This is a genomic window from Acinetobacter sp. UBA6720 (genome assembly GCF_002454215.1).
Classification (GTDB): Bacteria; Pseudomonadota; Gammaproteobacteria; order Pseudomonadales; family Moraxellaceae; genus Acinetobacter.
The window spans coordinates 44,610-69,954 of sequence record NZ_DKIK01000131.1 but is presented as its reverse complement, the minus strand read 5'-3'; the positions used below and the strand labels follow the sequence as shown (position 1 = coordinate 69,954).

At 40.5% G+C, this 25,345-nt stretch carries 22 protein-coding genes and 2 pseudogenes; 11 read left to right on the top strand and 13 right to left on the bottom strand.

From position 1 onward, the window contains the following. Positions 1 to 2: 2 nt before the first annotated feature. Together B4F08_RS11415 and B4F08_RS11410 are read left to right on the top strand one after the other, a co-directional pair. The gene (locus tag B4F08_RS11415) at positions 3 to 980 is read left to right on the top strand and encodes a zinc-binding dehydrogenase (protein ID WP_291374422.1); all 978 of its coding nucleotides are present in this window, start codon (positions 3 to 5) and stop codon (positions 978 to 980) included. A 68-nt stretch (positions 981 to 1,048) separates the two neighbouring features. Next, the gene (locus tag B4F08_RS11410; protein ID WP_086208025.1) at positions 1,049 to 1,402 is read left to right on the top strand and encodes a DUF1304 domain-containing protein; all 354 of its coding nucleotides are present in this window, start codon (positions 1,049 to 1,051) and stop codon (positions 1,400 to 1,402) included. 77 nt (positions 1,403 to 1,479) lie between these two features. On the opposite strand, the gene B4F08_RS11405 is transcribed toward B4F08_RS11410, so the two are convergent. From B4F08_RS11405 to B4F08_RS11395, 3 genes are all read right to left on the bottom strand, one after another. Then, positions 1,480 to 2,175 (bottom strand): pirin family protein, encoded by a 696-nt coding sequence (locus B4F08_RS11405; protein ID WP_291374421.1) that lies wholly within the window; start codon positions 2,173 to 2,175, stop codon positions 1,480 to 1,482. A 112-nt stretch (positions 2,176 to 2,287) separates the two neighbouring features. Then, the gene (locus tag B4F08_RS11400; protein ID WP_291374420.1) at positions 2,288 to 3,349 is read right to left on the bottom strand and encodes a hypothetical protein; all 1,062 of its coding nucleotides are present in this window, start codon (positions 3,347 to 3,349) and stop codon (positions 2,288 to 2,290) included. 83 nt (positions 3,350 to 3,432) lie between these two features. Then, on the bottom strand, positions 3,433 to 4,674 hold the full coding sequence (locus tag B4F08_RS11395) for a L,D-transpeptidase family protein (RefSeq protein ID WP_086208022.1): 1,242 nt from the start codon (positions 4,672 to 4,674) through the stop codon (positions 3,433 to 3,435). Positions 4,675 to 4,876: 202 nt separating this feature from the next. On the opposite strand from B4F08_RS11395, the gene hemE reads away from it, so the two are divergent. The 5 genes and pseudogenes from hemE (at position 4,877) to B4F08_RS11370 (ending at position 10,926) form a co-directional block, all read left to right on the top strand. Then, positions 4,877 to 5,947: a uroporphyrinogen decarboxylase gene (gene hemE, locus B4F08_RS11390; RefSeq protein WP_291374419.1), complete on the top strand. Its 1,071-nt coding sequence runs from the start codon at positions 4,877 to 4,879 to the stop codon at positions 5,945 to 5,947. 36 nt (positions 5,948 to 5,983) lie between these two features. Further along, entirely contained in the window at positions 5,984 to 6,781 is a 798-nt protein-coding gene (locus B4F08_RS11385; protein ID WP_291374425.1) for a DUF817 family protein, read from the top strand. A 150-nt stretch (positions 6,782 to 6,931) separates the two neighbouring features. Further along, on the top strand, positions 6,932 to 7,402 hold the full coding sequence (locus B4F08_RS11380) for a DUF3015 family protein (protein WP_110974490.1): 471 nt from the start codon (positions 6,932 to 6,934) through the stop codon (positions 7,400 to 7,402). Positions 7,403 to 7,470: 68 nt separating this feature from the next. Next, positions 7,471 to 9,354: a DUF4105 domain-containing protein gene (locus B4F08_RS11375; RefSeq protein ID WP_291374418.1), complete on the top strand. Its 1,884-nt coding sequence runs from the start codon at positions 7,471 to 7,473 to the stop codon at positions 9,352 to 9,354. Between the two features lie 195 nt (positions 9,355 to 9,549). Continuing rightward, positions 9,550 to 10,926, top strand: a pseudogene (locus B4F08_RS11370) (diguanylate cyclase). 56 nt (positions 10,927 to 10,982) lie between these two features. Here B4F08_RS11370 and B4F08_RS11365 read toward each other — a convergent pair. The 6 genes from B4F08_RS11365 to B4F08_RS11340 all read right to left on the bottom strand — a co-directional run bounded on the left by B4F08_RS11365 (position 10,983) and on the right by B4F08_RS11340 (position 16,071). Continuing rightward, positions 10,983 to 11,342 (bottom strand): cupin domain-containing protein, encoded by a 360-nt coding sequence (locus B4F08_RS11365; RefSeq protein ID WP_291374417.1) that lies wholly within the window; start codon positions 11,340 to 11,342, stop codon positions 10,983 to 10,985. Positions 11,343 to 11,429: 87 nt separating this feature from the next. Then, positions 11,430 to 11,978, bottom strand: coding sequence for a GTP cyclohydrolase I FolE (gene folE, locus B4F08_RS11360; protein ID WP_171264403.1), 549 nt, complete (start codon positions 11,976 to 11,978; stop codon positions 11,430 to 11,432). A 93-nt stretch (positions 11,979 to 12,071) separates the two neighbouring features. Beyond that, positions 12,072 to 12,758, bottom strand: coding sequence for a Smr/MutS family protein (locus tag B4F08_RS11355; protein ID WP_086208014.1), 687 nt, complete (start codon positions 12,756 to 12,758; stop codon positions 12,072 to 12,074). Between the two features lie 260 nt (positions 12,759 to 13,018). Then, positions 13,019 to 13,840: an SDR family NAD(P)-dependent oxidoreductase gene (locus B4F08_RS11350; protein ID WP_228146957.1), complete on the bottom strand. Its 822-nt coding sequence runs from the start codon at positions 13,838 to 13,840 to the stop codon at positions 13,019 to 13,021. Positions 13,841 to 13,877: 37 nt separating this feature from the next. Continuing rightward, positions 13,878 to 15,503 carry a long-chain fatty acid--CoA ligase gene (locus tag B4F08_RS11345; RefSeq protein WP_291374416.1) on the bottom strand — a complete coding sequence of 542 codons (1,626 nt, stop codon included), beginning with the start codon at positions 15,501 to 15,503 and terminating at the stop codon, positions 13,878 to 13,880. 73 nt (positions 15,504 to 15,576) lie between these two features. Further along, complete coding sequence (locus B4F08_RS11340) at positions 15,577 to 16,071, bottom strand: 2,4'-dihydroxyacetophenone dioxygenase family protein (protein ID WP_291374415.1); 495 nt, start codon at positions 16,069 to 16,071, stop codon at positions 15,577 to 15,579. A 355-nt stretch (positions 16,072 to 16,426) separates the two neighbouring features. On the opposite strand from B4F08_RS11340, the gene B4F08_RS11335 reads away from it, so the two are divergent. Continuing rightward, a complete protein-coding gene (locus B4F08_RS11335) occupies positions 16,427 to 19,084 on the top strand; it encodes a LuxR C-terminal-related transcriptional regulator (protein WP_291374414.1) in 2,658 nt (885 codons plus the stop codon). Between the two features lie 117 nt (positions 19,085 to 19,201). On the opposite strand, the gene trpC is transcribed toward B4F08_RS11335, so the two are convergent. From trpC to B4F08_RS11315, 4 genes are all read right to left on the bottom strand, one after another. Further along, entirely contained in the window at positions 19,202 to 20,008 is an 807-nt protein-coding gene (gene trpC / locus B4F08_RS11330; protein WP_086208011.1) for an indole-3-glycerol phosphate synthase TrpC, read from the bottom strand. A gap of 16 nt (positions 20,009 to 20,024) precedes the next feature. After that, complete coding sequence (gene trpD / locus B4F08_RS11325) at positions 20,025 to 21,071, bottom strand: anthranilate phosphoribosyltransferase (protein WP_086208010.1); 1,047 nt, start codon at positions 21,069 to 21,071, stop codon at positions 20,025 to 20,027. Between the two features lie 16 nt (positions 21,072 to 21,087). Further along, complete coding sequence (locus B4F08_RS11320) at positions 21,088 to 21,672, bottom strand: anthranilate synthase component II (RefSeq protein WP_086208248.1); 585 nt, start codon at positions 21,670 to 21,672, stop codon at positions 21,088 to 21,090. 119 nt (positions 21,673 to 21,791) lie between these two features. Then, positions 21,792 to 22,019, bottom strand: a complete 228-nt coding sequence (locus tag B4F08_RS11315) for a hypothetical protein (protein ID WP_086208009.1) — start codon at positions 22,017 to 22,019, stop codon at positions 21,792 to 21,794. A gap of 148 nt (positions 22,020 to 22,167) precedes the next feature. Here B4F08_RS11315 and B4F08_RS11310 point away from each other — a divergent pair, with 148 nt between their 5' ends. The 3 genes and pseudogenes from B4F08_RS11310 to B4F08_RS11300 all read left to right on the top strand — a co-directional run. Next, positions 22,168 to 22,887 (top strand): hypothetical protein, encoded by a 720-nt coding sequence (locus tag B4F08_RS11310; protein WP_139841339.1) that lies wholly within the window; start codon positions 22,168 to 22,170, stop codon positions 22,885 to 22,887. 80 nt (positions 22,888 to 22,967) lie between these two features. Continuing rightward, positions 22,968 to 23,457, top strand: a pseudogene (locus tag B4F08_RS11305) (DUF2280 domain-containing protein). 1,072 nt (positions 23,458 to 24,529) lie between these two features. Further along, positions 24,530 to 25,345, top strand: an 816-nt coding sequence (locus B4F08_RS11300; RefSeq protein ID WP_291374413.1) for a glutamine synthetase beta-grasp domain-containing protein, incomplete at its 3' end; no start/stop codon positions are given.

Below are 25,345 nucleotides of genomic sequence, written 5' to 3'. Positions count from 1 at the left end.
AGATGCAAAGTATCATACATCATCATTTTGGTGAGCCTGTCGACGTATTGGAAGCAGCAGATATGCCAATGCCTGAGCCAAAAGCAGGCGAAGTGCGTATTAAAATGATTTTATCACCTATGCATAATCATGACGTGTGGACAGTGCGTGGTAGTTATGGCTATAAGCCGGCACTACCCGCGATTGGTGGTAGTGAAGCTGTTGGTGTGGTTGATGCACTTGGTGAGGGTGTGCAAGGTGTATCATTGGGTCAGCGTGTGGCAGTTGCAGCGGTTCATGGTAGTTGGGCGGAGTATTTTATTGCACCAGCACATGGCATTGTCCCTTTAACGGATACAATTGAGGATGAAACGGCAGCTCAGTTGATTGGCATGCCGATTAGTGCCTTGATGCTGCTTGAATTTGTTGACTTAAAAGCAGATCAATGGATGATTCAAAACACCGCCAATGGTGCCGTAGGGAAAACTGTGGCAATGATTGCAGCGGCACGTGGTCAAAAGGTAATTCATTTGGTACGACGTACTGAGGCTGTGGCTGAAATGCATGCTTTGGGCATTCAAAATGTCGTGGCAACAGACCAAGCTGATTGGAAAGCACAAGTCAAAGCTATTCATGCAAATCAGCCCCTGATGGTAGGGGTGGACTCGATTGGTGGAAAAGCCAGTGGTGAAATGTTGGCTCTACTGAGTGAAAATAGTCTCTTGGTGTCTTTCGGTAGCATGTCGGGAGAAGTGATGCAGATTTCTTCGGGAGATTTAATTTTTAAACAAGCGACCGTCAAAGGCTTCTGGGCAAGCGTGGTGAACAAAGAGTTGTCTTCTGAGCGTAAAAAAGCCTTAATTGTTGAGTTATTGACTTTAGCTGCCCAGAAAAAACTGTTATTACCTGTTGAAGGGGTGTTTAGTTTTACACAAATCAAAGATGCTGCCCTAAAAGCGACGCAAGGTGCGCGTCAGGGTAAAGTACTTTTGAAACCTTAATCATTTTTGACCTAGATCAGCGAAGTTGTTGATCTATCTATCATTCATAAAAATAAAGGATAAAGCGTATGGTGGGACAAGTTCTAATTGGCTTAATTGCACTGTTGCATGTGTATATTTTAGTTTTAGAGATGTTTTTATGGGATAAGCCCTATGGCTTAAAAGCTTTTGGCAATAGCCCTGAGAAAGCGCAGTTAACGAAAGTTATGGCTCAAAATCAAGGCTTATATAATGGTTTTCTGGCTGCAGGTTTATTTTGGTCATTATGCGCACCTGAAAGCTATGCACTTGCTTTGGCGAACTTCTTTTTAGGCTGTGTTTTGGTTGCGGGAATTTATGGTGGGCTAACCGCTAGTAAGAAAATTATTTACATTCAGGCAGTCCCTGCCATTTTGGCACTGCTTGCAGTGAATTTTCTTTAAGTCGATTGAGTAGTCACTTATTGGATACACATGGAAAAGCCAACGTGAAGACGTTGGCTTTTTTGATGTGTGGCTAGTTATTTTACTTCAGGTAAGTCAAACCAAATGACCTGAGCATCGTCCAGTGCTTTGATTTCAGTAACATCTATAAATGCAATCGCATCACCTGCATGGATTGTATGTTCAGCCACTTGGATTGAGCCAGAAATCACATGTACATAGTTAACATGTTGTGTGGCTTTAATCGAAAGGGTCTGATCTTTTTCAAGTACAGCCGTTTTCACTTCTGCATCTTGACGAATATGCATTGGTGCATTGTCGTTTGGACCACAAATCAGATGCCATTGGTTGGGTTGCTCATGCGGATCAAGACGAATCTGTTGATAATTTGGGGCTGCATCTCGTTCATTTGGAATGATCCAAATTTGTAGTAAATGCACTTGCTCATCACCTTGATTCATCTCACTGTGTTGTACGCCAGTACCTGCACTCATCAGTTGCCATTCCCCCGCAGAAATACCGCCATGGTTGCCCATGCTGTCTTTATGGGTAATCGTGCCTTTGAGCACGCAGGTTAAGATTTCCATATTGTCATGAGGGTGTTGTCCAAAACCTTGATGTCCTGCAATGAGGTCATCGTTGATAACACGTAGAGCACTGACGCCCATGTATTTCGGATTATACCAACTGCCAAATGAAAAGCTGTGTTTAGACTCTAGCCAACCAATATTGACATGACCACGGTCTTGGCTACGATGAATGAAAGCATCCATTTTGAACTCCAATCTTATTTTTAATCTATGGCGTAATTTTAGTGTTTTATATTTGTTGATGAAATGGTGAATTTGCAATGTTGCGTTTCAATATTGAAATGATAGCTCTGTCTTAATTTAGATCACAATACTGTTCGCGAAAATCTTTCCAAATGTAGTTTTTGCCTTGCGCATATTCAGCTAAAAATTGTTGATGTAGCTTCGGTTGGGCTTGTATCCAATTATTTCCCCATTTCACACCGAGTGGGGCCGCTTTATCTTTAAAAACAAAATAATCATCAAGGCAAGTACTGCTTTCAACGTAGAAGGCTGTATCTTGATCGTCGAGATAATTTTCGTAATTAATAGAATTGGGTGGGTTTTTTAAGAATACTTTATCACTGGCGGTGAGTAGAATTTTCTGTTCAAAGTGCTGCAATTGACCTTGTTTGTACTCATAGCGGGTTTCAATATTATAAGGATGTACGGTTTGATAGTCACCTGGGGACTTGGTGCTGTATTCCAGTATTGCGTTATTGTAATCTGATAAATCTTTATCCCATTTGGGGCCAAAACTCATTCCATCTTCAATAACAGGAGCCACGAATTGCACGCGGTGGAGCTGTTGACCATTCGTGTCGATTTCAATAATTTCGTAGCTGTATCGGTAGCGATTGTTGGCATAGATGGAGTTTATCTCTGCATTGGCTTTTAATTCCGCAGGGGTATAGGCATAGCGGGTACGAAAGATCAGAGCAATGTATTTGTCTGTTGGCATAATTGAAAATAGCTCATGGTCTTTGACGGTGTGTTTGAGCTGTGGTTGTAGAGTAATTTTTTTTCGATTTTCCGCATAAGCATCGCCAATAGCGAATATGGCTGAGTGCGGCTGGTTTAAATAAAACAGTTTAGGCTTTTGCCCTGTTCGAATCGCGTAATAGTGAATCGGAAATTTGCCTGCGATGACATAATAGCGTGTATTCAAAAGTGGCTCTCTGAGACGGTCTTGCTCTGGAATGTATTGGGGATGACGGATTTTTTCCTGATCCTCCAGACTGTCAAATGGGTTGTCAGATTCCACCGCATAAGCAGAAGCATCCACGCTGGTCACGATTTCCTCATCTAATTCAGCAAAAGTCGGTGTCGAAAGTGACAGTAAGCAAGCCAAAGGCATTATTCTTTTTAAAGTGTTCATCGTCATTTTTATGTTGTTATGATTGATAAAAAAGGTGTTCTCTTGAGAACACCTTTTTTAGCGTAAATACCTTAGAAAACCAATTATTCTAAGAATTTAACCGTTACACCTGGCTTCACTTTTTTACCTAGATCGTTCGCATCCCAGTTGGTCAAACGAATACAACCGTGTGAAGCTGTCTTGGAAATGGCCGATGGGTTTGGCGTACCATGAATACCAAATGATTTTTTACTTAAACCAATCCAGATATTCCCTACTGGGCCATTTGGACCTGGTGGTAAAGAAAGAGGTTTTAAGTTTTTACCTTGAACAAAGTTGCTTGGTGAGTAGCTATACCATGGATTTGGTGCAACACCTGTAACTTTATAGGTACCTGCTGGTGATGGCGTGTCCGAGCTACCGATGGTTGCAGGGAATGAACCGATCATTTGGTTGCGGCTGTTAAATAAATACAGCTGTTTTGCGCCTTTGTGCGCAACAATCAAGTGAATATCTTCTGGCACTTCATTACGAATGTTGGCAACGATAATTTTTTCGCCTGCTTTTTTGAAAGTTGCTTTTGGATTCAACTTTTTCAAAAAGTCTTCATCCATGTGGAACTTTTCACCGAACATTTCAGTCACACGCGTGTAATACAAACCTTTCATTTTTGACTGTAAGGCATAATCGTGTGGAATTGACGCTGCATAAGGCCCTTTCAGGTCTGCATCGGTGATAGTGTATTCAATAAATGCAGGTTTAGACCCTTGACTAGCAAGTAACGCATCCCAAGTTTCTTTGGTGAGCGTACCCGTTGCTTTTAAGCCACTCATTTGTTGGAAAGAGGCAATTGCTTTAAGGGTATTTTTACCGCTCATGCCATCAATTGCACCTGGAGATGCATGTGCATTGTTGAGCATGACGTGAGCACGTGCATAAACAGGAAATTGACCTTTACCAATATTGTCATACCAATCTGCACTGTTTAAACCATTTAAAGTCCACGATGCTTTTGCAGCAGCAGGATTCGTCGGGCTTGTTGTCGGTGCAGTCGTTGTTTTGCTTGGTGCAGCGCCAACGTCAGCAGTTTTATCTTCAGACTGTTCAAGTTGGTCTAAAGTTTGTGAAGCTTGGTTTAAGTCTGCTTGTTCTTTTGCTGTAATTTGAGTGTTTGCAACCGCAGTAGAAGCTGAAGCGACATCTGTTGCTAAAGGATCAATGGGATCTTGGACTGAAGTATCAATGATCTTTTTTGGCGTCAAGGGTTGTTCAGTAGTAGATGCAGCAAACGCTGTACCAGCAAGAATGCAACTTAAACTCATCGCGAGTATTGTGCGAACGAACATGTAATTCAACCTTAAGAATTATTCATTTACAAAGTAAAAACCAGCCAAGTATTACAGAAAAAAGATAGAGATGCAGTATTTGTTTTGTGTAAATATCTGTTTTAAGCATCAACTGGATCTAATTTTAGTGTGATGAGAAGTTATTAAAAATTCGACCTTTTTGTTATGATGGTGAGCAAATTTAATTGAGATGGGAAAGTAAATGACGACCCTTAAAAATGATCGTTTTCTACGTGCTTTATTACGTGAACCTGTAGATACCACACCCGTCTGGATGATGCGTCAAGCAGGACGTTATTTACCAGAATATCGTGAGACCCGTGCTCAAGCAGGTGATTTCCTCTCATTATGCAAAAATACTGAATTTGCCTGCGAAGTGACGCTACAGCCTTTACGTCGTTATGAGCTTGATGCAGCTATTTTATTTTCAGATATTTTAACTGTACCCGATGCTTTGGGTTTAGGGCTTTATTTTGAAGCGGGTGAAGGGCCTAAATTTCATAAAACGGTTCGCACTGAACAAGATGTGGCGAATTTACCTCAGTTTAATGCTGCATCTGATCTCGACTATGTCATGAATGCGGTCAAGACGATTCGTTCAGCCCTAGGTGGTCAAGTGCCATTAATTGGTTTTTCGGGCAGTCCTTGGACTTTGGCAACCTATATGGTTGAAGGTGGTTCAAGCAAAGATTTCCGTTTCACCAAGCAAATGATGTATGCGCAACCCGAAGTTTTACATGCGTTGCTCGATCGTTTAGCAGAGGCAGTAATTGACTATTTGAATGCGCAAATTGATGCAGGTGCTCAAGCTGTACAGATTTTTGATAGTTGGGGTGGGGCGTTAGCGCACCGTGAATATTTAGAATTTTCTTTAAAATACATGCAAAAAATTGTTGCAGGTTTAAAACGCGAAAATGAAGGACGTAAAGTACCTGTGATTTTATTCACGAAAGGCGGTGGTCAGTGGTTAGAACCGATGGTGGCAACAGGGGCTGATGCTTTTGGTCTGGACTGGACAACGCCATTAAATGTGGCTCGCCAAACGGTGGCGGGTCGTGCGGCACTGCAAGGTAACTTAGATCCTGCTACTTTATATGGTTCGCATGAGACCATCGTGAAAGCGACCAAAGCCATGCTAGATGATGCTTATGCAGATGGTGAGAAAACGGGTTATGTTGCAAACTTAGGTCACGGCATTACCCAGTGGGTTGATCCAATTAATCCGAAAGCCTTTGTCGATACTGTGCATGAATATAGTGCTAAATATCTCTAAGTTTCACTGGATCAATTTAATTAGGATTCATACGTGATCACAATTTTAAAATCATGTTTTGAGTTCTCATCTAAGGCAGCTTCGGCTGCCTTATTTGGGATATTATTGTTGTTGGCTTTCGCATTCACAGCAAGTATGGCAAATCAGGAATATTGGGGTTTTTTCCGTTATGACTATTTATTGTTCTATGCGGTGCTGATTCAGGTATGTTTACTGTATTTAAAACTTGAGTCTTGGGCCGAAGCCAAAGTGATTGCGCTATTTCACGTGATGGCAATGCTGATGGAAATTTTTTTGACCCATCCGCAGATTGCATCATGGCAGTATCCACATCCCGCCGTGTTTAAAATTCTCACCGTGCCGTTGTTTGCAGGTTTTATGTATTCGGCTGTGGGCAGTTTTTTTGCGCGCTCATTACGTCTTTATCATGTTTCTTTTGAATACTTGCCTCGTTTTTCCTCCATGTTGATATTGGCTGTGTTGTCTTATATCAACTTTATGTCCAAGTTTTTTATTCCAGATATTCGTTATCTATTATTTGTATGGAGTGTAGTGCTGTTTTGGAAAACCAAGATTGGCTTTGAGTTACAGCAGCATCGTTTTCAACTGCCGATGTTACCTGTACTTTTATTGTTGGCTTTTATTATTTGGATTGCAGAAAATATCAGTACATTTTACCAAATCTGGTTGTACCCAAGTCAAGTCGATGCATGGCATATGGTCGGTTGGGGTAAGTTAGGCTCTTGGTATTTATTGCTATTGCTCAGTCTGGTGTTGGTACTAAAAATTTTAGGGAAACGAGACCTGCGTGGCAGTTGGTCGTTATACCGCTAAAGCACATTTTTAAATATACACTTCACTTTAGTATAAATTGTTTTGCGTTATGCGCTTGTTACAGCTATCTTACAAGTGTGTAGCTCAAAATATACACAAACAATAGGAACAATAAAAATACTCGGAGATAATCGAGTCTGGAGAAACCTTATGTTGAAAAAAATGGCATTGGCTGCAGTTTTGGCCGTTGGTTCTACCGCTGCATTTGCAGATAAAGATGTAGGTTGTGGTATTGGTTCACAAATTTGGGAAGGGCAGTCTGGCAAAGTCGCTAAAATTTTAGCGGGTACCACAAACGGTCTTTTTGCTAACCAACTTTTCGGTATCACCTTTGGTACTTTAGGTTGTAGCGGTACAGGTACGGTGACTGCTCAGGCAGTAACATTTACCAATGAAAATGCAGAGTCTTTGGCACGCGATATGGCAGTCGGTGAGGGTGAAAGTCTAAATGTACTGGCTGAACTGCTCAATATTCAGTCTGAAGATAAAGCGCGTTTCTTTGAAGTATCTAAACAAAACTTCGCAAAAATCTATTCGGCTGAAAACCAAGATGCACTTCAAGTGTTAGCATCTTTACAAGCCGTTATGGCAACAGATAGCGTATTAAAAGCATACGTTTAATTGCACTATAAGACCCTGTCTTTAAGGCAGGGTTTTTCATATCTAAAAAGAAGAAGACTCAACTCTGCATGAAATCGCTTCTCCTCTTTTCCAGTGCGCTGTTTAGCACCACGATCTTTGCTCAAGCACCCCGCTCAGCAGAGTTTTATATTGAAAAAGCCCATCAGCTTGAGCTTGCCTCAAATGTGACTTGGCAACGTTTGATGTATGCGAATACTTCGGGAAATAGTGAAGTGACCTATCGCCCGTTCTTCTATAGCGAACACGGACAAACCCAACTCAAGCAAGAACTTGATGCAAATATTGTGGCACTTTTTACACAGGCTGCCGCGAATGAATCCATTCAGTGTCGCTTTCCTGCACGTTCAAAATGGCTCATAAGACAACTTGATATTGCATCGAATCAACTTCCTAAAGCATCCTGTCCTGAACTGGATGAATGGATTGGGCAAATTAAGCCGTATAAGGCGACTTTAATTTACGCCACAGACTTTATGGGTAATCCCAGTTCGATGTTTGGACATACTTTGTTAAGGCTCGATCCTAAAGACCAAAAACAACTAAACTTAGTCTCTTATGCGGTAAATTACGCAGCGACAGTGGCCAATAGCGACAGTTTTTCTTTTGCGTGGAAGGGATTAACTGGGCAGTATCCGGGTGAGTATTCGCTCATGCCATACTACCGAAAAGTGAAAGAATATGGTGATTTGGAAAGCCGTGATCTGTGGGAGTACGAGTTAGCCCTGACTCCTGAAGAAACCAAAACCATGGTTGAGCATATTTGGGAGCTCAAACATGTGCAATTTCCTTACTACTTTATCAGTGACAATTGTGCTTATCGTTTACTGGGTTTAATTGATTTGGTTCGTCCAGATATCAATTTACAACAGCAATTTAAAACCGCAGCCATTCCAGTTGAGACCATTAAGGCTGTGGATGACAATGATTTAATTGCAGAAAGTGCTTACCGTCCTGCCTTAGAAACTCAATTACTCGCACAGGCTAAACAACATGGACAGAGCTTGGCTGTGGCTGCAAATCATATTGTGCAATTAACACCTGCTCAAATGCCAACATTTTTAAATCAGTATTCTTTGGTTGATCAAGTGCGTATTTTAGAGATGGCTTACGATCATCTATATTTACAATTGATTGCGCAAAAAGTTACAGCAGAAGAGGCTCAGCCCCGCATTCGAGAATTATTGGGTTTGCGTAGTCAAATTGATTTGGAAAAACAGCGAAAAGTGGTTGAAACTCCCAAAGTAGATCCTGTCAAAGGACATCATGCACGGACTTTGCAACTGGAGGGAGGTAAGTTACAGGGAGACTCGTACTTCCAACTGAGTCATCGACAGGCCTATCATGATTTGATCGACCCACAAGGCGGTTTTCGTTTAGGCACACAGCTTAAGTTCCTCGCAGGTAGCCTAGAGTACCGTGATGACCGACTGAAATTGCAAGAGTTAAATTTGTTAGAAGTGAATGCTTATAGCCCATTAACTGCATTTAAAACTCCTTTAAGTTGGGGCTTTAATGTGGGATGGCAGCAAGAATCATTGGAGCGAAATGGTGAATTTAGTGAGCAGGATCAACACGGTGTATTCAATCTATCCAGTCAGTTTGGTTATAGTGTAGCAGACCAAGATCGCAAGCATTTATGTTATGTCCAATTGCAAAACCGGATTCAAGTTGGTAAAGCGCTAGAGCGTGATTGGCGAATGGGGATTGGACCAACATTGGGCTGTCAGAACATTTGGACTGAACATGTCAATAGTTTGGTACAGGTAGAATTGCCATATTGGGAAGATAGCCATCAATGGCAAGTCAGATTGAACACTCAACTGCAATATGTATTGAATCAGCAAAATGCATTACGGATTCATTGGCAGTATCAACAGCAAAAAGGCAAAGATTGGGATCAGACTGGGCTGAGTTATATCCGTTTTTTTTAGTACAACTTAGTTTTAGAGCTCCACGAATGGAGCTTTTTTTATGTCTAGAATCGCTGTTAAAACAAACAAATATCAGTGTTTGATTTTTATAAGACCTTGAAAGCTTACCTTGATGATGAAAATATGCATTAAAATTTGTTATATTAATCACATAAATTTCGAGCGATTCTCAAAATATATAAATAGGTAGGCTTTATGAATGATGAATGCATGGCTAAGTTGGCCGAGCAGTGGGGTAAAATTTGCCAACATTATTCAGTGAATGATCACATTAAAGCGCAAAATTTCATACAGCAGCATTCATTTGTATTGGTCAATGAATTTTATCGCAATATTGTTTTGGAGCCTGAAGCGGCTGATTTCTTTAAAGATGACATTATTCAACAACGCTTAAAAAACAGTTTAAACCAATGGTTGATTGAAAGCTTTGATGTAGCTTTGAATCAAGCTTATTTTACTGCAGTCGAAAAACAACAAAAAGTGGGACAGGTACATGCGCGGGTAGGCATTCCTTCATGGTTGATCATGCGTGGTATTCGTGAGATTGAAATCAAGATTTTGCAACTACTAGATGAACTTCAGCTCAAAAACAGTCATCAAATGCTCAGTTATATGCTGCAAATTATGGGTTTTGCCACTGAAATTATGTGTAGGTCTTATGAGGCAAATACCGAACAGAGCCATGAAGTAAAACATAGCTACCGTTTATTTTCTGCAATGCAAGATGTAGCCGTGCAAAAAGATAAGTAGCGCAGTATTTTACTCGATTGGGAAAATGAGTTGATGTTCAAGGTTTTTTCCGAGCATCCGCAGTTACAGCATATTGCTTTGTCCAAGTCTGAGTTTGGTTTGTGGTTTGTGCATAAGGCCGCGTATGCGTTCACAGGTGCAGAACAGGTTGAGACTATTATTGGTTTGATTCAGCAAGTAGATGCACTGAATTTACATGTACTTGACTGCCAGGATCAAACACAAAAGATCGAGCGTATTCAAGACATTCGTGAAATGAACCGACAGATTCAGCACTTGGTCGATCAACTGTTTCAAGTGACTGAATATATAGACTCAGGTAATGACTCTCTGACTCAGCTTCTTAATCGCCGTTATTTAAGTACAATTGTATCTCGTGAAATTAATTTTGCTCGTAGAAATGATGCACCTTTAAGTTTGCTGGCGATTGATGCAGATTATTTTAAAGGGATCAATGATAAATATGGCCATACCGCAGGGGATTTGGCCTTACGTTTTATTGCTGAAGTCTTGTTGGATGTGGCGAAGGGGAGTGACTACGCTTTCCGAGTTGGCGGTGAAGAGTTTTTATTACTTTTGGTTGACAGTAATCTCCAAAGGGCTTCGGATGTTGCTGAAACGATTCGTAGCTGTATTCAAGAGACATCCATTCGAACGCCTTTAGGACAAAGCTTTAGCTTTACGGTGAGTATTGGTTGCACCATTTATAATGGTCATCCTGATTATCAGCGCTTTTTAGACACCGCTGACGCAGCACTGTATACGGCTAAAAATAATGGCCGTAACTGTATTCATGTAAGTGAAAAACTTTTGAGTGTTTAAGGTATAGGCTAAAAAACTCAGAACACAAAACAATTTTAAGTCGTTTCTTGAGGCACTTATACCTCAACAATTACATAGTATTTTTTGACAGCTTCAACGACTTCAAATGTGCCAATAAAACTTGGTGGAATAATGCCTGCCTGTCCTGCTTTTACTTCAATGACGTTTTGTGTGTGGACATCATGAATACGGACACATCCCTCCATGACTTGAAAGAATTCTTGTTTATTGTCTGCAAAGTGAATATTCCATGCCCCAACTTCACAATGCCAAATTCCGCAAGCCATATGCGGATGTTCATATAGGCTGTAGGTTTGGCGTTCAGGATTTCCTTGCACTAAACGGTCTGGACGTGGAAAATCAATACTGTGTTCGCCTTGGGTTAAACCATGACCTGCTAACCAAATTACTGACATTGTTCATTTCTCTAAACAAAAAAGAATCATGTGATAAGTTTTGCATAAAAAAGCCCCAACATCTGTTGAGGCTGAATACCGCAGAGATTAATAACTTTCAGGAACTGCACTTAAAAACTCGCGACGTTCTTCTTTATTGGTTTTAAAGTCGCCAATAAAAGAAACCGTACGAGTCGTCGATTCTTGCTTACCAACACCACGCATCATCATGCACATATGAGCTGAGTCAATCATAACAGCAACACCACGTGCACCTGTCACTTCTGCAACCGCTTCTGCAATTTGTTGGGTGAGGTTTTCTTGGATCTGTAGGCGACGTGCAAACATTTCGGTAATACGTGCAAATTTAGACAAACCAAGTACATGGCCTTCAGGCAAATACGCAATATGTACGCGACCATAGAACGGTAGTAAATGATGTTCGCACAATGAATAAAATTCGATATTTTTAACCAATACCATTTCACGGTTGTCCGATGGGAAAACCGCATTGTTGGTCACTTCTTCTAAGCTTTTGCTATAACCAGACGTTAAATACGAAAAAGCTTTAGCAGCACGCATAGGCGTATCGAGGAGACCCGGACGATTTAGGTCTTCACCAACGGCAGTTAGAATGTTAGCGTAGGATTGCTGCATAGACATAAGACGTGTTCACTTACACTGATATTGAACAAGGACGGCATTGTAGCAGAAAACTATTGCAATGCCTTGTTTTGGACTAAAATCCGATTACTGTTTAAACTTTGGATTTTTCTCGCTGCGTTTAAGTAAGACTAAAACAGCACCAGTACCACCTTGTTTTTCTGGAGCGCTTACAAAAGCGAGGACATCACGGTGTTGGCGTAGCCAGCCATTCACATAGGTTTTTAAAATGGCTTCTGGACCTTTACCATGTACAATTTTAATCACATTTTGATTTTCATCTTTCGCCATTTGAATAATTTGCAAGACAGCCACACGTGCTTCTTCAACGGTACAACCATGCAAATCAACAGCTTCAAACCAGCGGATGTTACCTGCTTTTAAGTCTTCAAATACTTTATGTTGTAGCGTAGCAATACGATAACTGAGCGCTGCTTGGCTCGCTACAGGGTTGAGCATCGCTTGAGTATCGGACAGCTCAGTTGCATCAGTTTGCATTGGACCTTCGGCTGCCGCACGTTTAGCTAAAGTTTGTGCATCCATTTTTTTCTTTGGATTTTTTTCTATTTTGGCAATATTTGCAGTCTCCATTTTCTGGACACCGTGCATTTGTTTTTGAAACAACGCGAAATCATCTTCTGGCTCAGCTTGAGCGACTTGAGCTTTGGCTTCAGACTGTTTGATGGCAGTCGAATGCGGATTGGTGATCTGCTTTTTAAAGTCTTTCAGTAAATTAAACTGCTCTTTAGAAAGCGATGAATCGTGTTTGCTCATAGGGTCAGAAAAATACGCAAAATAAGGAATCAGACAGTAATTATAGTCTGAATTTGCAATGATTTGAACTGAATTGCACTTATAGGGAATAGTAATCAATTGAAGGGAAAATGATAGGTTATTTTAAAAACATGAGATTAAGTATCGCTTTTATCAGAGGCTGAAAATCATTGAATCTAAGTCAATGTTGTCCCGATAGGGCTCAACACATGACTTAGATTCAAGTTTGGCGTATTGCTTCTACTTTAAGTGGGGGCAACTTAGCTTGCGTGTAAACGACTGATGATTTTATCGAGCTTTTTATCAATTTGACCACGATATACATCAGGCAAAACACGTGAAATTTTTGCAAGTATACGGGCTTGAGTGCCAGGGATGATCATAAATTGAGAAGATAAAATTCCATCGTAAATTTCTGCGCAGGCTTTTTCAACGGGCATGCTACCTCCGAGTTGCTTTAAGGCTGCTGTAATTGGAGAACCATTTTTACGTTCCTCTGCCACGAGCGGCGTATCCACTTCTGGTGGACAGACTACAGCGACATCAATATTTTGACTGCGAAGTTCCATACGCAATACTTCAGCCAAGCCAACCACCCCAAATTTAGAAGAGCAGTAGCCTGTATAGCCATAGCAACCGACTAAACCTGCAGCAGAGGCAATAAACACCAGTTTAGGGTGTTTACCTTGTTGAACGGCTTGCTTGAGATATGCTAATGCAGCATGGGCTACGTTTCGGCTCCCGACAAGGTTGATGTTGATCTGACGTAAAAACTCCTCAGCACTCATGTCTTCAAAGGATTTGGCAACCACGATTCCAGCTGAGTTAATCAGTAGATCAGGCGGACCAAAGGCAGTAACGGCTTCTGCAAATTTTGCCTGTAGGGTATTTTCATTTTGTACATCAATTTCAAATCCACATACAGCAGGTGAGCGTTTTTGTAAGTCAATAACCGCTTCTTCAATCCCTGTATGAGCAAAAATACATACTTGATAGCGGTCTTGAAGTAAGCGTTTGCTGAGTTCAAGACCGATACCACTACTGCCGCCAGTAACCCATGCTGTTTTCATATTCTTTTTCATTTCAATCTCCTGATGTGTATTTTAATTGTTAGGGCGATCAGATCACTTCACTTGGGAGTAATGCATCCGCAAACAGTGTACGAAGTTCAGCTTTTACAATCTTCCCCGTACCATTAATGGGTAAAGCATCCACAAAAATGACTGCATCAGGAATCTGCCAACGCGCAAGTTTATTTTCAAAATAGGCCCGTGCTTCTTCTTCGGTTAGCGTTGAGTTTTCTTGTTTCACGGCAATTAGAATTGGACGTTCATCCCATTTTGGATGACGCGCGGCAATCGCTGCTGCCATACGAATTTCAGGGTGGCCGACGGCAATATTTTCAATTTCAACTGAAGAAATCCACTCACCGCCTGATTTGATCAGATCTTTGGCACGGTCGCAAATGGTCATATAGCCATCTGCATCAAGGGTAGCGATGTCGCCTGTATCAAACCAACCATCTGCTGTGGTGGCACTTTTTTCTTGATTGAAATAGTGATCAACAATCCAAGCACCACGGACTTGTAGATTGCCTTGGGTCTGACCATCGTTTGGCAATGGGCTCAGGCTATCACCATCCACAATACGGAGTTCAACACCAAAAGGTGGACGACCTTGCGTCAAACGCAGTTGTTCAAACTCTTCAGCACTTAAAGAGGCATGTTTTGCTTTAGGCTGGTTGACTGTACCAAGTGGGCTAGTTTCTGACATGCCCCAAGCATGAATGGTGTCACATGCGTAATTGTCTTTAAAATCGCGAATGATGGATGGTGGGCAAGCGGCACCGCCAACGACATTTCGGTTCATACTGGCTAAAGTTGTGCCACGCTTTTTCGCCGTTGCCAGTAAACCTTGCCAAATGGTTGGAACGCCTAAAGCCACGGTTACTTTATAGTCGTCAATTAAGCTGACTAGGCTGTCCCCATCAAGATTTGGTCCAGGAAGGACAACACTTGAACCTACCATGGCTGCTGCATAGGGGACTCCCCATGCATTTACGTGGAACATTGGCACCACAGGCATGACCGTATCATTGGCAGATAAATTTAAAGAATCTGGCAAAGCAATTGCCATGCTATGCAGTAAAGTAGAACGATGGCTGTACAACACTCCTTTAGGATTACCTGAGGTATAACATAATGAACTTGGAGTTTCTTCACTCAGCTGTGGCCAGTTAAAGTCAGTAGATTGATTTAGAATTAACTCATCATAGAAAATGACATTTGGTAGCACGGCCAAGACTTTTTCATCAGGTGAACCGTAGCAAATGAATTTTTCTACAGTGGGTACCTTGTCTTGAATCGCAGTGATTAAAGGTAAAAAGGTTGAGTCAAAGAAAATCACTTTGTCTTGCGCGTCATTAATAATAAAAATCAGCTGCTCGGGGAATAAGCGTGGATTAATGGTATGACAAACATAGCCACTCCCTGAAATTGCATACCAAGACTCTAAATGGCGGTGATTGTTCCATGCGATCGTGGCAAGGCGGTCACCTAAGTCAAGGTGAAATGATTTCAATGCGTGAGCAAGACGTTTGCTATTTTGTTGAACTTCGTGCCAATTGGTTGTGGTGATTTGTCCAGTGACTTCTCGAGAAATAATGGTGGTATCAGCATGATATCTTGCAGCATGCTCAATTAAGTTACTAATTAACAAAGATTGGTGCATCATTTTGCCAAACATTTCGGTCATCCTTGGATTGAGTCATTGTTTTATAAATGAGGTTTTTTAAGGTGAGTTAAAAACCTTTCGGCTTTTATTGAGCGCTCATTACAACTTCTGAGCCAGGCTTGATATAACGTGGCATTTTCTGTCCTGTTTGTTCTGCTATCACATGCAGTGTGCGCTCAATCCAGCCTGCATCCATAATGAACATGAGTGAGTCATCATCATTCAAATTCACATTTGCACCCTCAATTACCATAAAGCCTTCAGCCCCATCAGGTGTTGCTAAGGTGTGGATGGAACCTGCAGGTTCGAATAAATAGCTGCCCGCAGTTTGAACATCTTCTGGATATTCGACATAATGCCAAGAACCTGCTGTGGTGTAAAAATGTACAACACCTGTATGGAAATGGCGCGGTAGCACTGTACCTGCATCAAAGCGTGCATAAATCACCCATTTACCATTATCAGGATCTAAAAAGCACGGTGTTACGTGTACACCTGGTAAAGCATTTTTAATTTCGCCATCTTTAATGTTCATTGTTAATAAGCGATCTTGATGTTTGATTGACTGTGCAATGCTCATGACAAACTCCATGTATGTCTTCAATTTTAAAAAACAGGTATCAATTTCTTGAAATATAGATAACTGTGATTTCCACTTTTTGAGCATAACAATCTTGTAGAGGATGCAAACCATTCGAAAGAATGGATTTTCTATGCTTTAGCTAAACTCCAAAAGAATGGTTTAAGGTATGGGGGATCATGATTTTGGCTCAATATCACCTTACTCCATCAAACAGGCCAGACTAATTTATCAATGTATTTGGTGTAGAATCGACTTAAGATGACCACTCCATGACAGTGTTGTGTTTTATGCAAAATTCAGGGAAATGAAGGTTGCTGCAACAATGTAATCAGAAAGATTGGATGAATAAAAAATGCAAGTGTTAAAGACCAAACTCAGTCGCCCAAGCATGGCAAGTGACCGAGCCATGCAACGACCTCAACTGCTCAGTCAGATGGTGAATTATTGTCAGTCTTCCTTGGTTTTTATACATGCTGCAGCTGGGTATGGAAAAACGACACTCATGTACCAACTGAGTGAAAGGCTTGCTGCAAATGGAAAAAGAGTGGGTTGGTTAACTTTAGATAGTGATGATAATGACCCCATTCGTTTATATCAGTATTTACAATTGGCACTACTTCCCAGAGAGCAGTTAGTCGCCATTGCACATGGTCAAATACATAAGCAACATATTATTGAACTCGCCCAACAAGTCGCCTTAATAGAGATTGATACCGTTTTATTTATTGATGAACTTGATGTTTTAGACAACCAAGAAAGCTTAAATATCCTGTGGTGGTTATATCAATATTTACCTCAAAATGCCCTTTTGGTGATTGCTTCAAGGGTTAAACCAAACTGGAGTTTTGTCAAAGAGTATCTCTTAGGACGCTTAAAATGGGTAACGGAAGAGCATTTAAGTATCAAGTCGCAAGAAAGCCCTGAGTTAATTCACTTTTTACAACAACAAAATTTCGATCATGTAAGTTTAAGCCCTGAATTGGCGGAACAACTGATCCATAAAACAGAGGGGTGGTTTACAGGTATTCAGCTTACCAATTTATATTTGAAGGAAAATCAAGATATTCATGGGTTTATTCAAAATTTAAATGGTGCGCATCATCAGATTGTTAATTATTTGAGTGAGCAAGTTTTTTTACAGCAGGATGCTGAGATTCAACAATTTTTATTGCAAATTAGTGTCTTGAGAAAACTGAATGTGGCATTGGTGATTGCACTTACAGCGAACAATACTGCACAGCAAATGCTAGATGCTATCAGTCAAAAGAGTCTGTTTATACAAGCTTTAGATGATCAAAGAATGTGGTATCGCATACATCATTTATTTCGAGATTTTCTACAAGCGAAGTTTAAACTTTTACAACCCGACTGCTATAAACAAATGCATTGTAAAGCAGCAGAATGGTTTAAGCAGCAACGTTATTTGATGGACGCGATCTATCATGCTCAGCAGGCAGAAGATCAACAACTGATTCTGTCTTTGCTCAATTCAGTTTGTCGTGAATTAATTTTAGAAGGGCGACATTATACTTTTTTGGAGTTAGTCAAACAGTTACCAGATGCTATTTTGCTGCAAAATCCTAAGTTACTCTATGACATTATTTGGTCTCTGGTGCTGACTCATCAAGCGACTTTAGCCAATCATTATCTACAGCTTTGGCATAGTGTTGATCAGCATGAAGCTCTATTACAACATGAAGACCAATTGGGTTTAGCGCCTTTAATTGCCGTCTTGGAAGATAAGTTGGAACTCGCTTATACACAAGCACAGCAAAACTTGGCACAACTGGCAAGCACAGCCTATTTTTCTCGTGCTCCGCTTATTGGGATTGGGGCGCTCTATCAGATTTGTTCAGGACATATGACTGAAGGGCGGAAGCTACTCTTACAGACGCGTATTCTCTATTTGCAAGGCCACAACTTATATGGTTTAGCGATGGTGGATTGCGTTGATGCTTTATGTGACTATTTGCTTGGAGATTTAACACTTGCAGCAGAGAAATTTAGTCAAATTGGGCAAAGTGACGAATACCGTAATCTAGGCTTAGATGCGGATAATAAAGCGGCCATTATGAATATTCTGAGTAGTTTTAAAGCCGACCTATATTATGAAATGAATCGAATATCGCAGGTTGAAGACGCATTAATTGATTTCAATGGCGGTGACCATTTGGCCATGCCTGATATGGTTATGGTCGGCTATATTCTACAGATGCGTTTAGCGACTTTGCGCCAAGATCAGGCCGCAATACAGCTGTGTTCAAATCAAGCCCATACCCGTAGTAGTCAATGGTCACTTCCACGACTTGCACATACGGTGCAACTTTATGTACAACAACAGTTAAACCCTTATTCAGGCTTGGCTGACGTTGGACAAGGCACCTTTAAACCTTTTCTAAATTTTACTCATTTGCTACGTGGGGACGATTTAATTCCTATTCGCACGCAAATTTTTACAGGCCAAGTACAGCCCGCTGTAGAGTATCTTAGTCAACAGTTAGACTTTTTTAAGATTTATCCTATACGGCAGGCACGAGTTCAAGTTTTACTGGCATTAGCACTATATCAGTTGAAACAGGCTGAACAGGCTTTAGACCATTTACAACAAGCGCTTGAGCGACTCATGCCCACACACGCTGTGCGCGTCATTTTAGATGAGCATCCGTTCATTTGGGATATGTTAGCTGATTTAAGTCAGCATCTAGCTCGACAGCAACAAAAACATCTGACCACGCTTATAGCGTATATCCAGCACTTACAAAAGTTGCATCAAACTGAAACCAGTGGGGGTGTTTCGTTAAATAGCACGAAGGTTGAACCTTTATCGAAGCGTGAAATACAAATTCTGGAAAAATTAAGTCAGGGCTGTACTGATGCAGAAATATCCGAGTCGATTTTTTTATCCATCAATACGGTGAAGTGGCATTTGCGTAAAATCTATAACAAGCTACAGGTACGATCAAGAATGGAAGCAGTGAATGAAGCCAAAAAACAGGGTTTAATTGAATAATTTGAGATCGCATCAGTTTTGTAGGTGGTGTTATTTGACAAGATCTTCAACAGCTTTTTGAAAGGACATATCACAAAGTATTCAGGGCAAGACTTAGCTCTTACCCTGAAATTTTGATTAGAGTGTTTCGGGTGTTCCAAACAGCTCAGTGAAAGCGTGGTCAGGTCGTGGTTGTTTCATAAAACTTTCACCGACCAAGAAAGCATGGATGTCATGCTCTTGCATCATTGCCACATCTGCAGGTGTTGCAATACCGCTTTCAGTGACCAGTAAACGTGAGGGTTCAAGCAGTTTTTTCAAACGAATCGAGGTGTTTAGGTCGACATCAAAGGTTTTTAAATTGCGATTATTTACACCTAACAAACAACGTTCAGAGAGGCGTAGTGCACGTTCAAGCTCTGCTTCATCATGTACTTCAACCAACACATCCAAATTCTGCTCAAAAGCTGTTTTGGACATTTCTTCGAGTTGTTGATCAGATAAACACGCCACAATCAGAAGAATACAGTCAGCATGTAAAGCACGTGCTTCAATCACCCCATAAGGGTCAATTAGAAAGTCTTTACGCAATGCTGGTAGGCCACAGTGAGAACGTGCAATTTGGATGTTTTCATCGGCACCTTGGAAGAAGTCGGCATCAGTAAGCACAGACAAACAGGCTGCGCCTGCTGCTTCATACTGTTGCGCAATTTCAGCAGGATCAAAGTTTTCACGAATGATCCCTTTAGACGGAGATGCTTTTTTAATTTCAGCAATCACACCAGGTTTTTTACTTAGTAAAGACTGAGCAAAACCACGTACAGGCGTTGCCTCAAGTGCCCATTCTTCAACATCTTTATAGCTACGTTGTTTGAGGCGTGCAGCAAACTCTTCCTGCTTACGATCTACAATTTTGCCTAAAATCGTATTTGCGATATCTACCATGACAAAATCCTGTCTATCAAGCGTCGTATTGTTTAAGAGTTTTAGTGAATTCGGCAAGGATGCTCATTTTTTCTAAAGCCTGACCACCATAGATAATGTCATGTGCCAAAGCCACACCTTGCTTATAGCTGGTGCAAAGTCCTGAGACATACAGACCAGCACCTGCGTTTAAAGCAATCATATTGGCTGCTTTTTCACCTTTTTCAGATTTCTTTTTACCTAAAGCATCTTTAATCAAAGTCAGGCTTTCCGCAGAGTCTTGGATCATCAAACCGGTTAAGGTTTGCGATTCGATACCAACATCTTCAGGTTGGATTTCCCACTCGACCACCTCACCATGTTTTAGTTCAGCCACATAGGTACTTGATGCAAGGCTAATTTCATCCAAACCATCTTTAGAATGAACCACCATGACATGTTCTGCACCCAGTTGTTTCATGACTTCTGCAATTGGACGGCACAATTCAGTCGAAAAGACGCCAATCACTAGACGTTTTACCCCAGCCGGATTCGTAAGCGGGCCGAGTAAATTGAAAATACTGCGGATGCCTAACTCACGACGTGGGCCGACTGCATATTTCATGGCCTTATGATGATTTGGTGCAAACAAGAAACCAACGCCCATTTCACGAATACAACGTTCAGTTTGTTGCATGTTTAAGTCAAGCTGGATGCCTGCTTGTTCTAACAAGTCAGATGAACCTGATTTGGTTGAAACACCACGGTTACCATGTTTAGCAATGGTTGCACCTGCTGCTGCAATCACAAACGCCGATGCGGTCGAGACGTTAAATAAATTCTGACCGTCGCCACCTGTACCTACAATATCGACTAAATAAGGCACATCACTGACATCAATTTTGATGGCAAACTCGCGCATGACACGAGCTGCGGCGGTAATTTCATCAATACTTTCGCCTTTTAAGCGTAAACCCATCATCAGTGCACCAATTTGGGCATCTGTTGCTTCACCATTCATAATGGTACGCATGACCTCTTCCATTTGCGGTTGGGTCAATTCAATATTTTTGGTGATGTTATTTAAAGCCTGTTGAATATTCATTTTTCACTGCACTCATTTATGCATAAATTTCTAAAAAGTTCTTAAAGATTTGATGGCCATGCTGACTCAAGATAGATTCAGGGTGAAACTGAACGCCTTCAACGGCAAGCGTCTTATGTTTTACACCCATGATTTCTTCAATGGAACCATCTGTTTCATTGGTCCAGCAGGTCACTTCTAAGCATTCAGGCAAAGTTGCTTGATCAATCACCAGTGAGTGATAGCGCGTCGCTGAAAATGGAGATGGCAGGTTGCTAAAAATGCCTTTATTGGAGTGATGCATATCAGACAAACGACCATGCATTACTTTTTTGGCACGAATGATATCGCCGCCAAAAGCTTGACCAATTGCTTGATGTCCTAAGCACACACCTAATAATGGAATTTTTCCAGCAAAGTGCTGAATAGCTGGAATGGAAATTCCTGCTTCTGATGGTGAACATGGGCCAGGACCAATCACCAGATACTTAGGTTGCCATCGCTCAATATCTTCTAATGTCACGGCATCATTACGCACTACTTTTACTTCTTGATTTAACTCGCCAAAATACTGGACGATGTTGTATGTAAAAGAGTCATAGTTGTCGATCATGAGAAGCATTTTGAGCATAACCTCTTGAAATTTATTATAGTAATTAACATTGCTAAATAGTGTTTCTCACAATGTTACTCACTTTGCATAAAGTTATTAATAAGTAAAGGCCTGAAAAAAGCCACTTATTAGGCGGCTACTGTATCAGATTCTGATGTATTTGTAACAACTGACTGAACATAAGAAAGAAGCCAGTAGCTCTTTCGGCCATCCTTACATGGCTTATTATACCGACCCTCTCGAATACGTGAATCTAGTGTTTCAGGTTCAATATTTAGCATGTGAGCAAACTCTTGTCGCCCAATGCACCTTTCAATTAAATTTTGCTTTAAGAGTTGTTCAACAGCATTAGTCATGCGCTCTAGAACTGCAGAATCAACTTTATCTGCGTGTTGTGGGAACTGTGTGATTAATTGAACTACATAAAAGATTTAATTTAAATTATTCAGATATTTAATGTATATTATTGACGCTTAATTTAAGAAACAAAGAAGAAAATAAACGATGAAATTACGAATAGTAACTAGCTCTATTTTATTATGTATTTGCAGTGGGTTTACTCAAGCGGGGAGTGCATCACAAGCTATGGCATCTCTGCCACACTATCAACAGGGAAACACGGGTAGTTCAACCAGCAAAGTAGATGATAAATACGCTTATACTAAAGAGCTAAGAATCATTACACGCGGTACAAGAGCTAAAACTTCTACAGCTCAAGTAGCTAAACTACTTTTATTGGGTAGTAATACGGCAATTTATAAAGACGAGCTGGTTGGGAATGTGATTGAAGATATTCAAGACAGATCTAAACTTCAAAACCCACAAGAAGATATTAATAAAAATCTAAAGGACTATGTGGCTTCGGGAGCATATAAAAATATTCAAAAAACTGAAGTAAATAGCATTAACAGTATTGCTGTCGTGGCAGCTCGCCCATACTGGTCATTGGTTTACGACTCAAGCGATAAGAATATAGAAAACGGCTATAGTTTGAATTTTGGAGTGATTACAAAAGCATTTGCTCCTTATAGTGCAGATAATTTCACAGTGAATTTTGACGTGAATAACAAATCGTGCAGCTATAATAGCGGACCGCAATCATTAGAGGCGTGGAAAGAAAATGATTATGCACTTGTTAAAGTACATCGCGACAAAGCAATTGAATCTTGTACCAAGAAATATATTGAAGATATAAATACGGCTATACATAAAGCTGAAATCTAAAGTGATTTAAGTAAAAGAGATCGGCAATCGCCGGTCTTTTTTGGCTATCTTGCTATACGTAGCTATACAAAGGGGTATTTATGGTAGCACTTAAAGATCCTATAAAAATGTTTATAATTCAGTATTTTGCATACTTTGAAACTCCCTCAACAAGTAGTAGAAGCTGTAAAGCAAGAATATAAGATTGAAATCACACGCCAACAGGTAGCACTTTATGACCCAACCAAGGTTGCAGGTCGAAATCTCAGTAAGAAATTAAAAGACTTGTTTACCCGCACATGCAAAGACTTCCGAGCAAATATCGAAGACATTGCGATAGCTAACAAGGCATTTCGCCTTAAAGAGCTTCAAGGTATGTACGATGATTCAGGAAAGAACAAACGGCTTAAACAGAATTTACTGAAACAAGCCTTCCAAGAAACGGATGGCCGTGTAACAAAGCAAGAGATCACGGGCAAAGATGGCAAGCCAATCGAGACTTTAAATTCCAATGTTTCAACTGAGAGCTACAAGAAAAATTTGAATGACTATTTTGGCTTTAGGTATAGACAAAAATATTTAAAAAACTGAAGCAATAGTATGAACAGAATAGAAATCGAGGTGACTTGCCCATACTGGTCATTGGTCTATAACGTTAGCGATAAAACCGTAGATGATGGCTACAGTATGAATTTGGGGGACTTAAAAAGGTATTTGCGTCCCATAGTGCAGATAAGTTTACTGCGAGTTTCAACCTGAATAACAAAGGGTATTTATAGCAGTGAAGTACAACCACTGGCGACATGGAAAGAAAATGATTATGTGCTGGTCAAAGTTCATCGCGATAAAGCCAAAGAGGCCTGTACTCAAAAATATATATTGAAGAAATAGATGCTGCTCTACTCAAAGCTGAAATTTCATTTTATATCGGTCAAATACTTGGCTAAATGTCGGTCTTTTTATTGATGTTGTTGTATCTCACTATGCAAAGCGAGCTTAATGGTAGGGCGAAAGTGCTTATGAAATTTTGTATAATTCAGTCTATTGTCTGCTTTGTGATTGCTTTCATTATAGTCTTGGGGCAAACAGCAACTGGACTTGATTTTATGTGTGATTTCGGTGTGTGAATGGCGATAAAGTCGAGTGAAGGTGTAAGAACAGTTCAACCACCAGTAAAATGTCACCAAAACAGAGCATATTTTTTTGAATAGACTGAACTATTCGGCTTGTAGCTACTTGTGTATTATGCTTTGTTGTTTTTTTATTTTATATAAAAACATATACTTGTAATCAATATGCAATTTTTTTTAGATACTCTTCATTTGGAAATATGTGCAATATATAGAAATAAAGATCAAAATAATGGACGATATACTCGCATATTTTAGAAAAAATGAGTAAAAAAAGTACAGAAAATACAAAAACGCACCATTATGAATCATGCTGAAAATCTTTTAGATTAAATATCATGAAGCATGCGTGAATATGGTGCATTTAGTTTTTAGCTCAGTATAATAGAGTAAAAGCAAACGCTTCAAAACGGTTATTCTAATAAGGAATTCAACATTTTAGCTAAGCTTTTTAAAGTTGGTACGGTAATTGCTTTAAAAGAACCAACTACTAACACGCACTCAAGAGTGCAACAAAAAATCATCGGAGTAAAATGAGCATGGCGAATAAGGTCCTACAACTCATCCAAGAAAGTGGTGCAAAATGGGTCGATTTCCGTTTTACGGATACGAAGGGTAAAGAGCAACATGTAACTTACCCAGCAGATACTATCGATGAAGATACTTTTGAAGACGGTAAAATGTTTGATGGTTCTTCAATTGCGGGTTGGAAAGGCATTGAAGCATCAGACATGATCTTACGCCCAGATGCTGCAACTGGTTTTATTGACCCATTCTTCGCTGAGCCAACAGTAGTTGTTACTTGTGATGTTATCGAACCATCAACTGGTCAAGGTTATGACCGTGATCCACGTTCGATTGCTCGCCGTGCTGAAGAATACCTAAAATCGACAGGTATTGGTGATACTGCATTCTTTGGTCCTGAACCAGAATTCTTCGTATTTGACGAAGTGAAGTGGGAAGTTGACATGTCTGGCGCACGCCATACATTGATCGCGGAAGAAGCTGCTTGGTCTACAGGTAAAGATTACGAATCAGGTAACTCTGGTCACCGTCCACGTGTGAAAGGTGGTTATTTCCCAGTTCCTCCAGTTGACTCTTCACATGACATGCGTGCTGATATGTGTGCGCGTATTGAAGACATCATGGGCCCAGGTCGTGTAGAAGTACATCACCACGAAGTTGCATCTTGCCAGTTAGAAATTGGTGTAAGCTTCAATACAATGGTTCGTAAAGCAGACGAAGTACAACAGTTCAAATATGCTGTTTGGAACGTTGCACATCAATATGCAAAAACCGCAACTTTCATGCCTAAACCAATGGTGGGTGATAACGGTTCTGGTATGCAC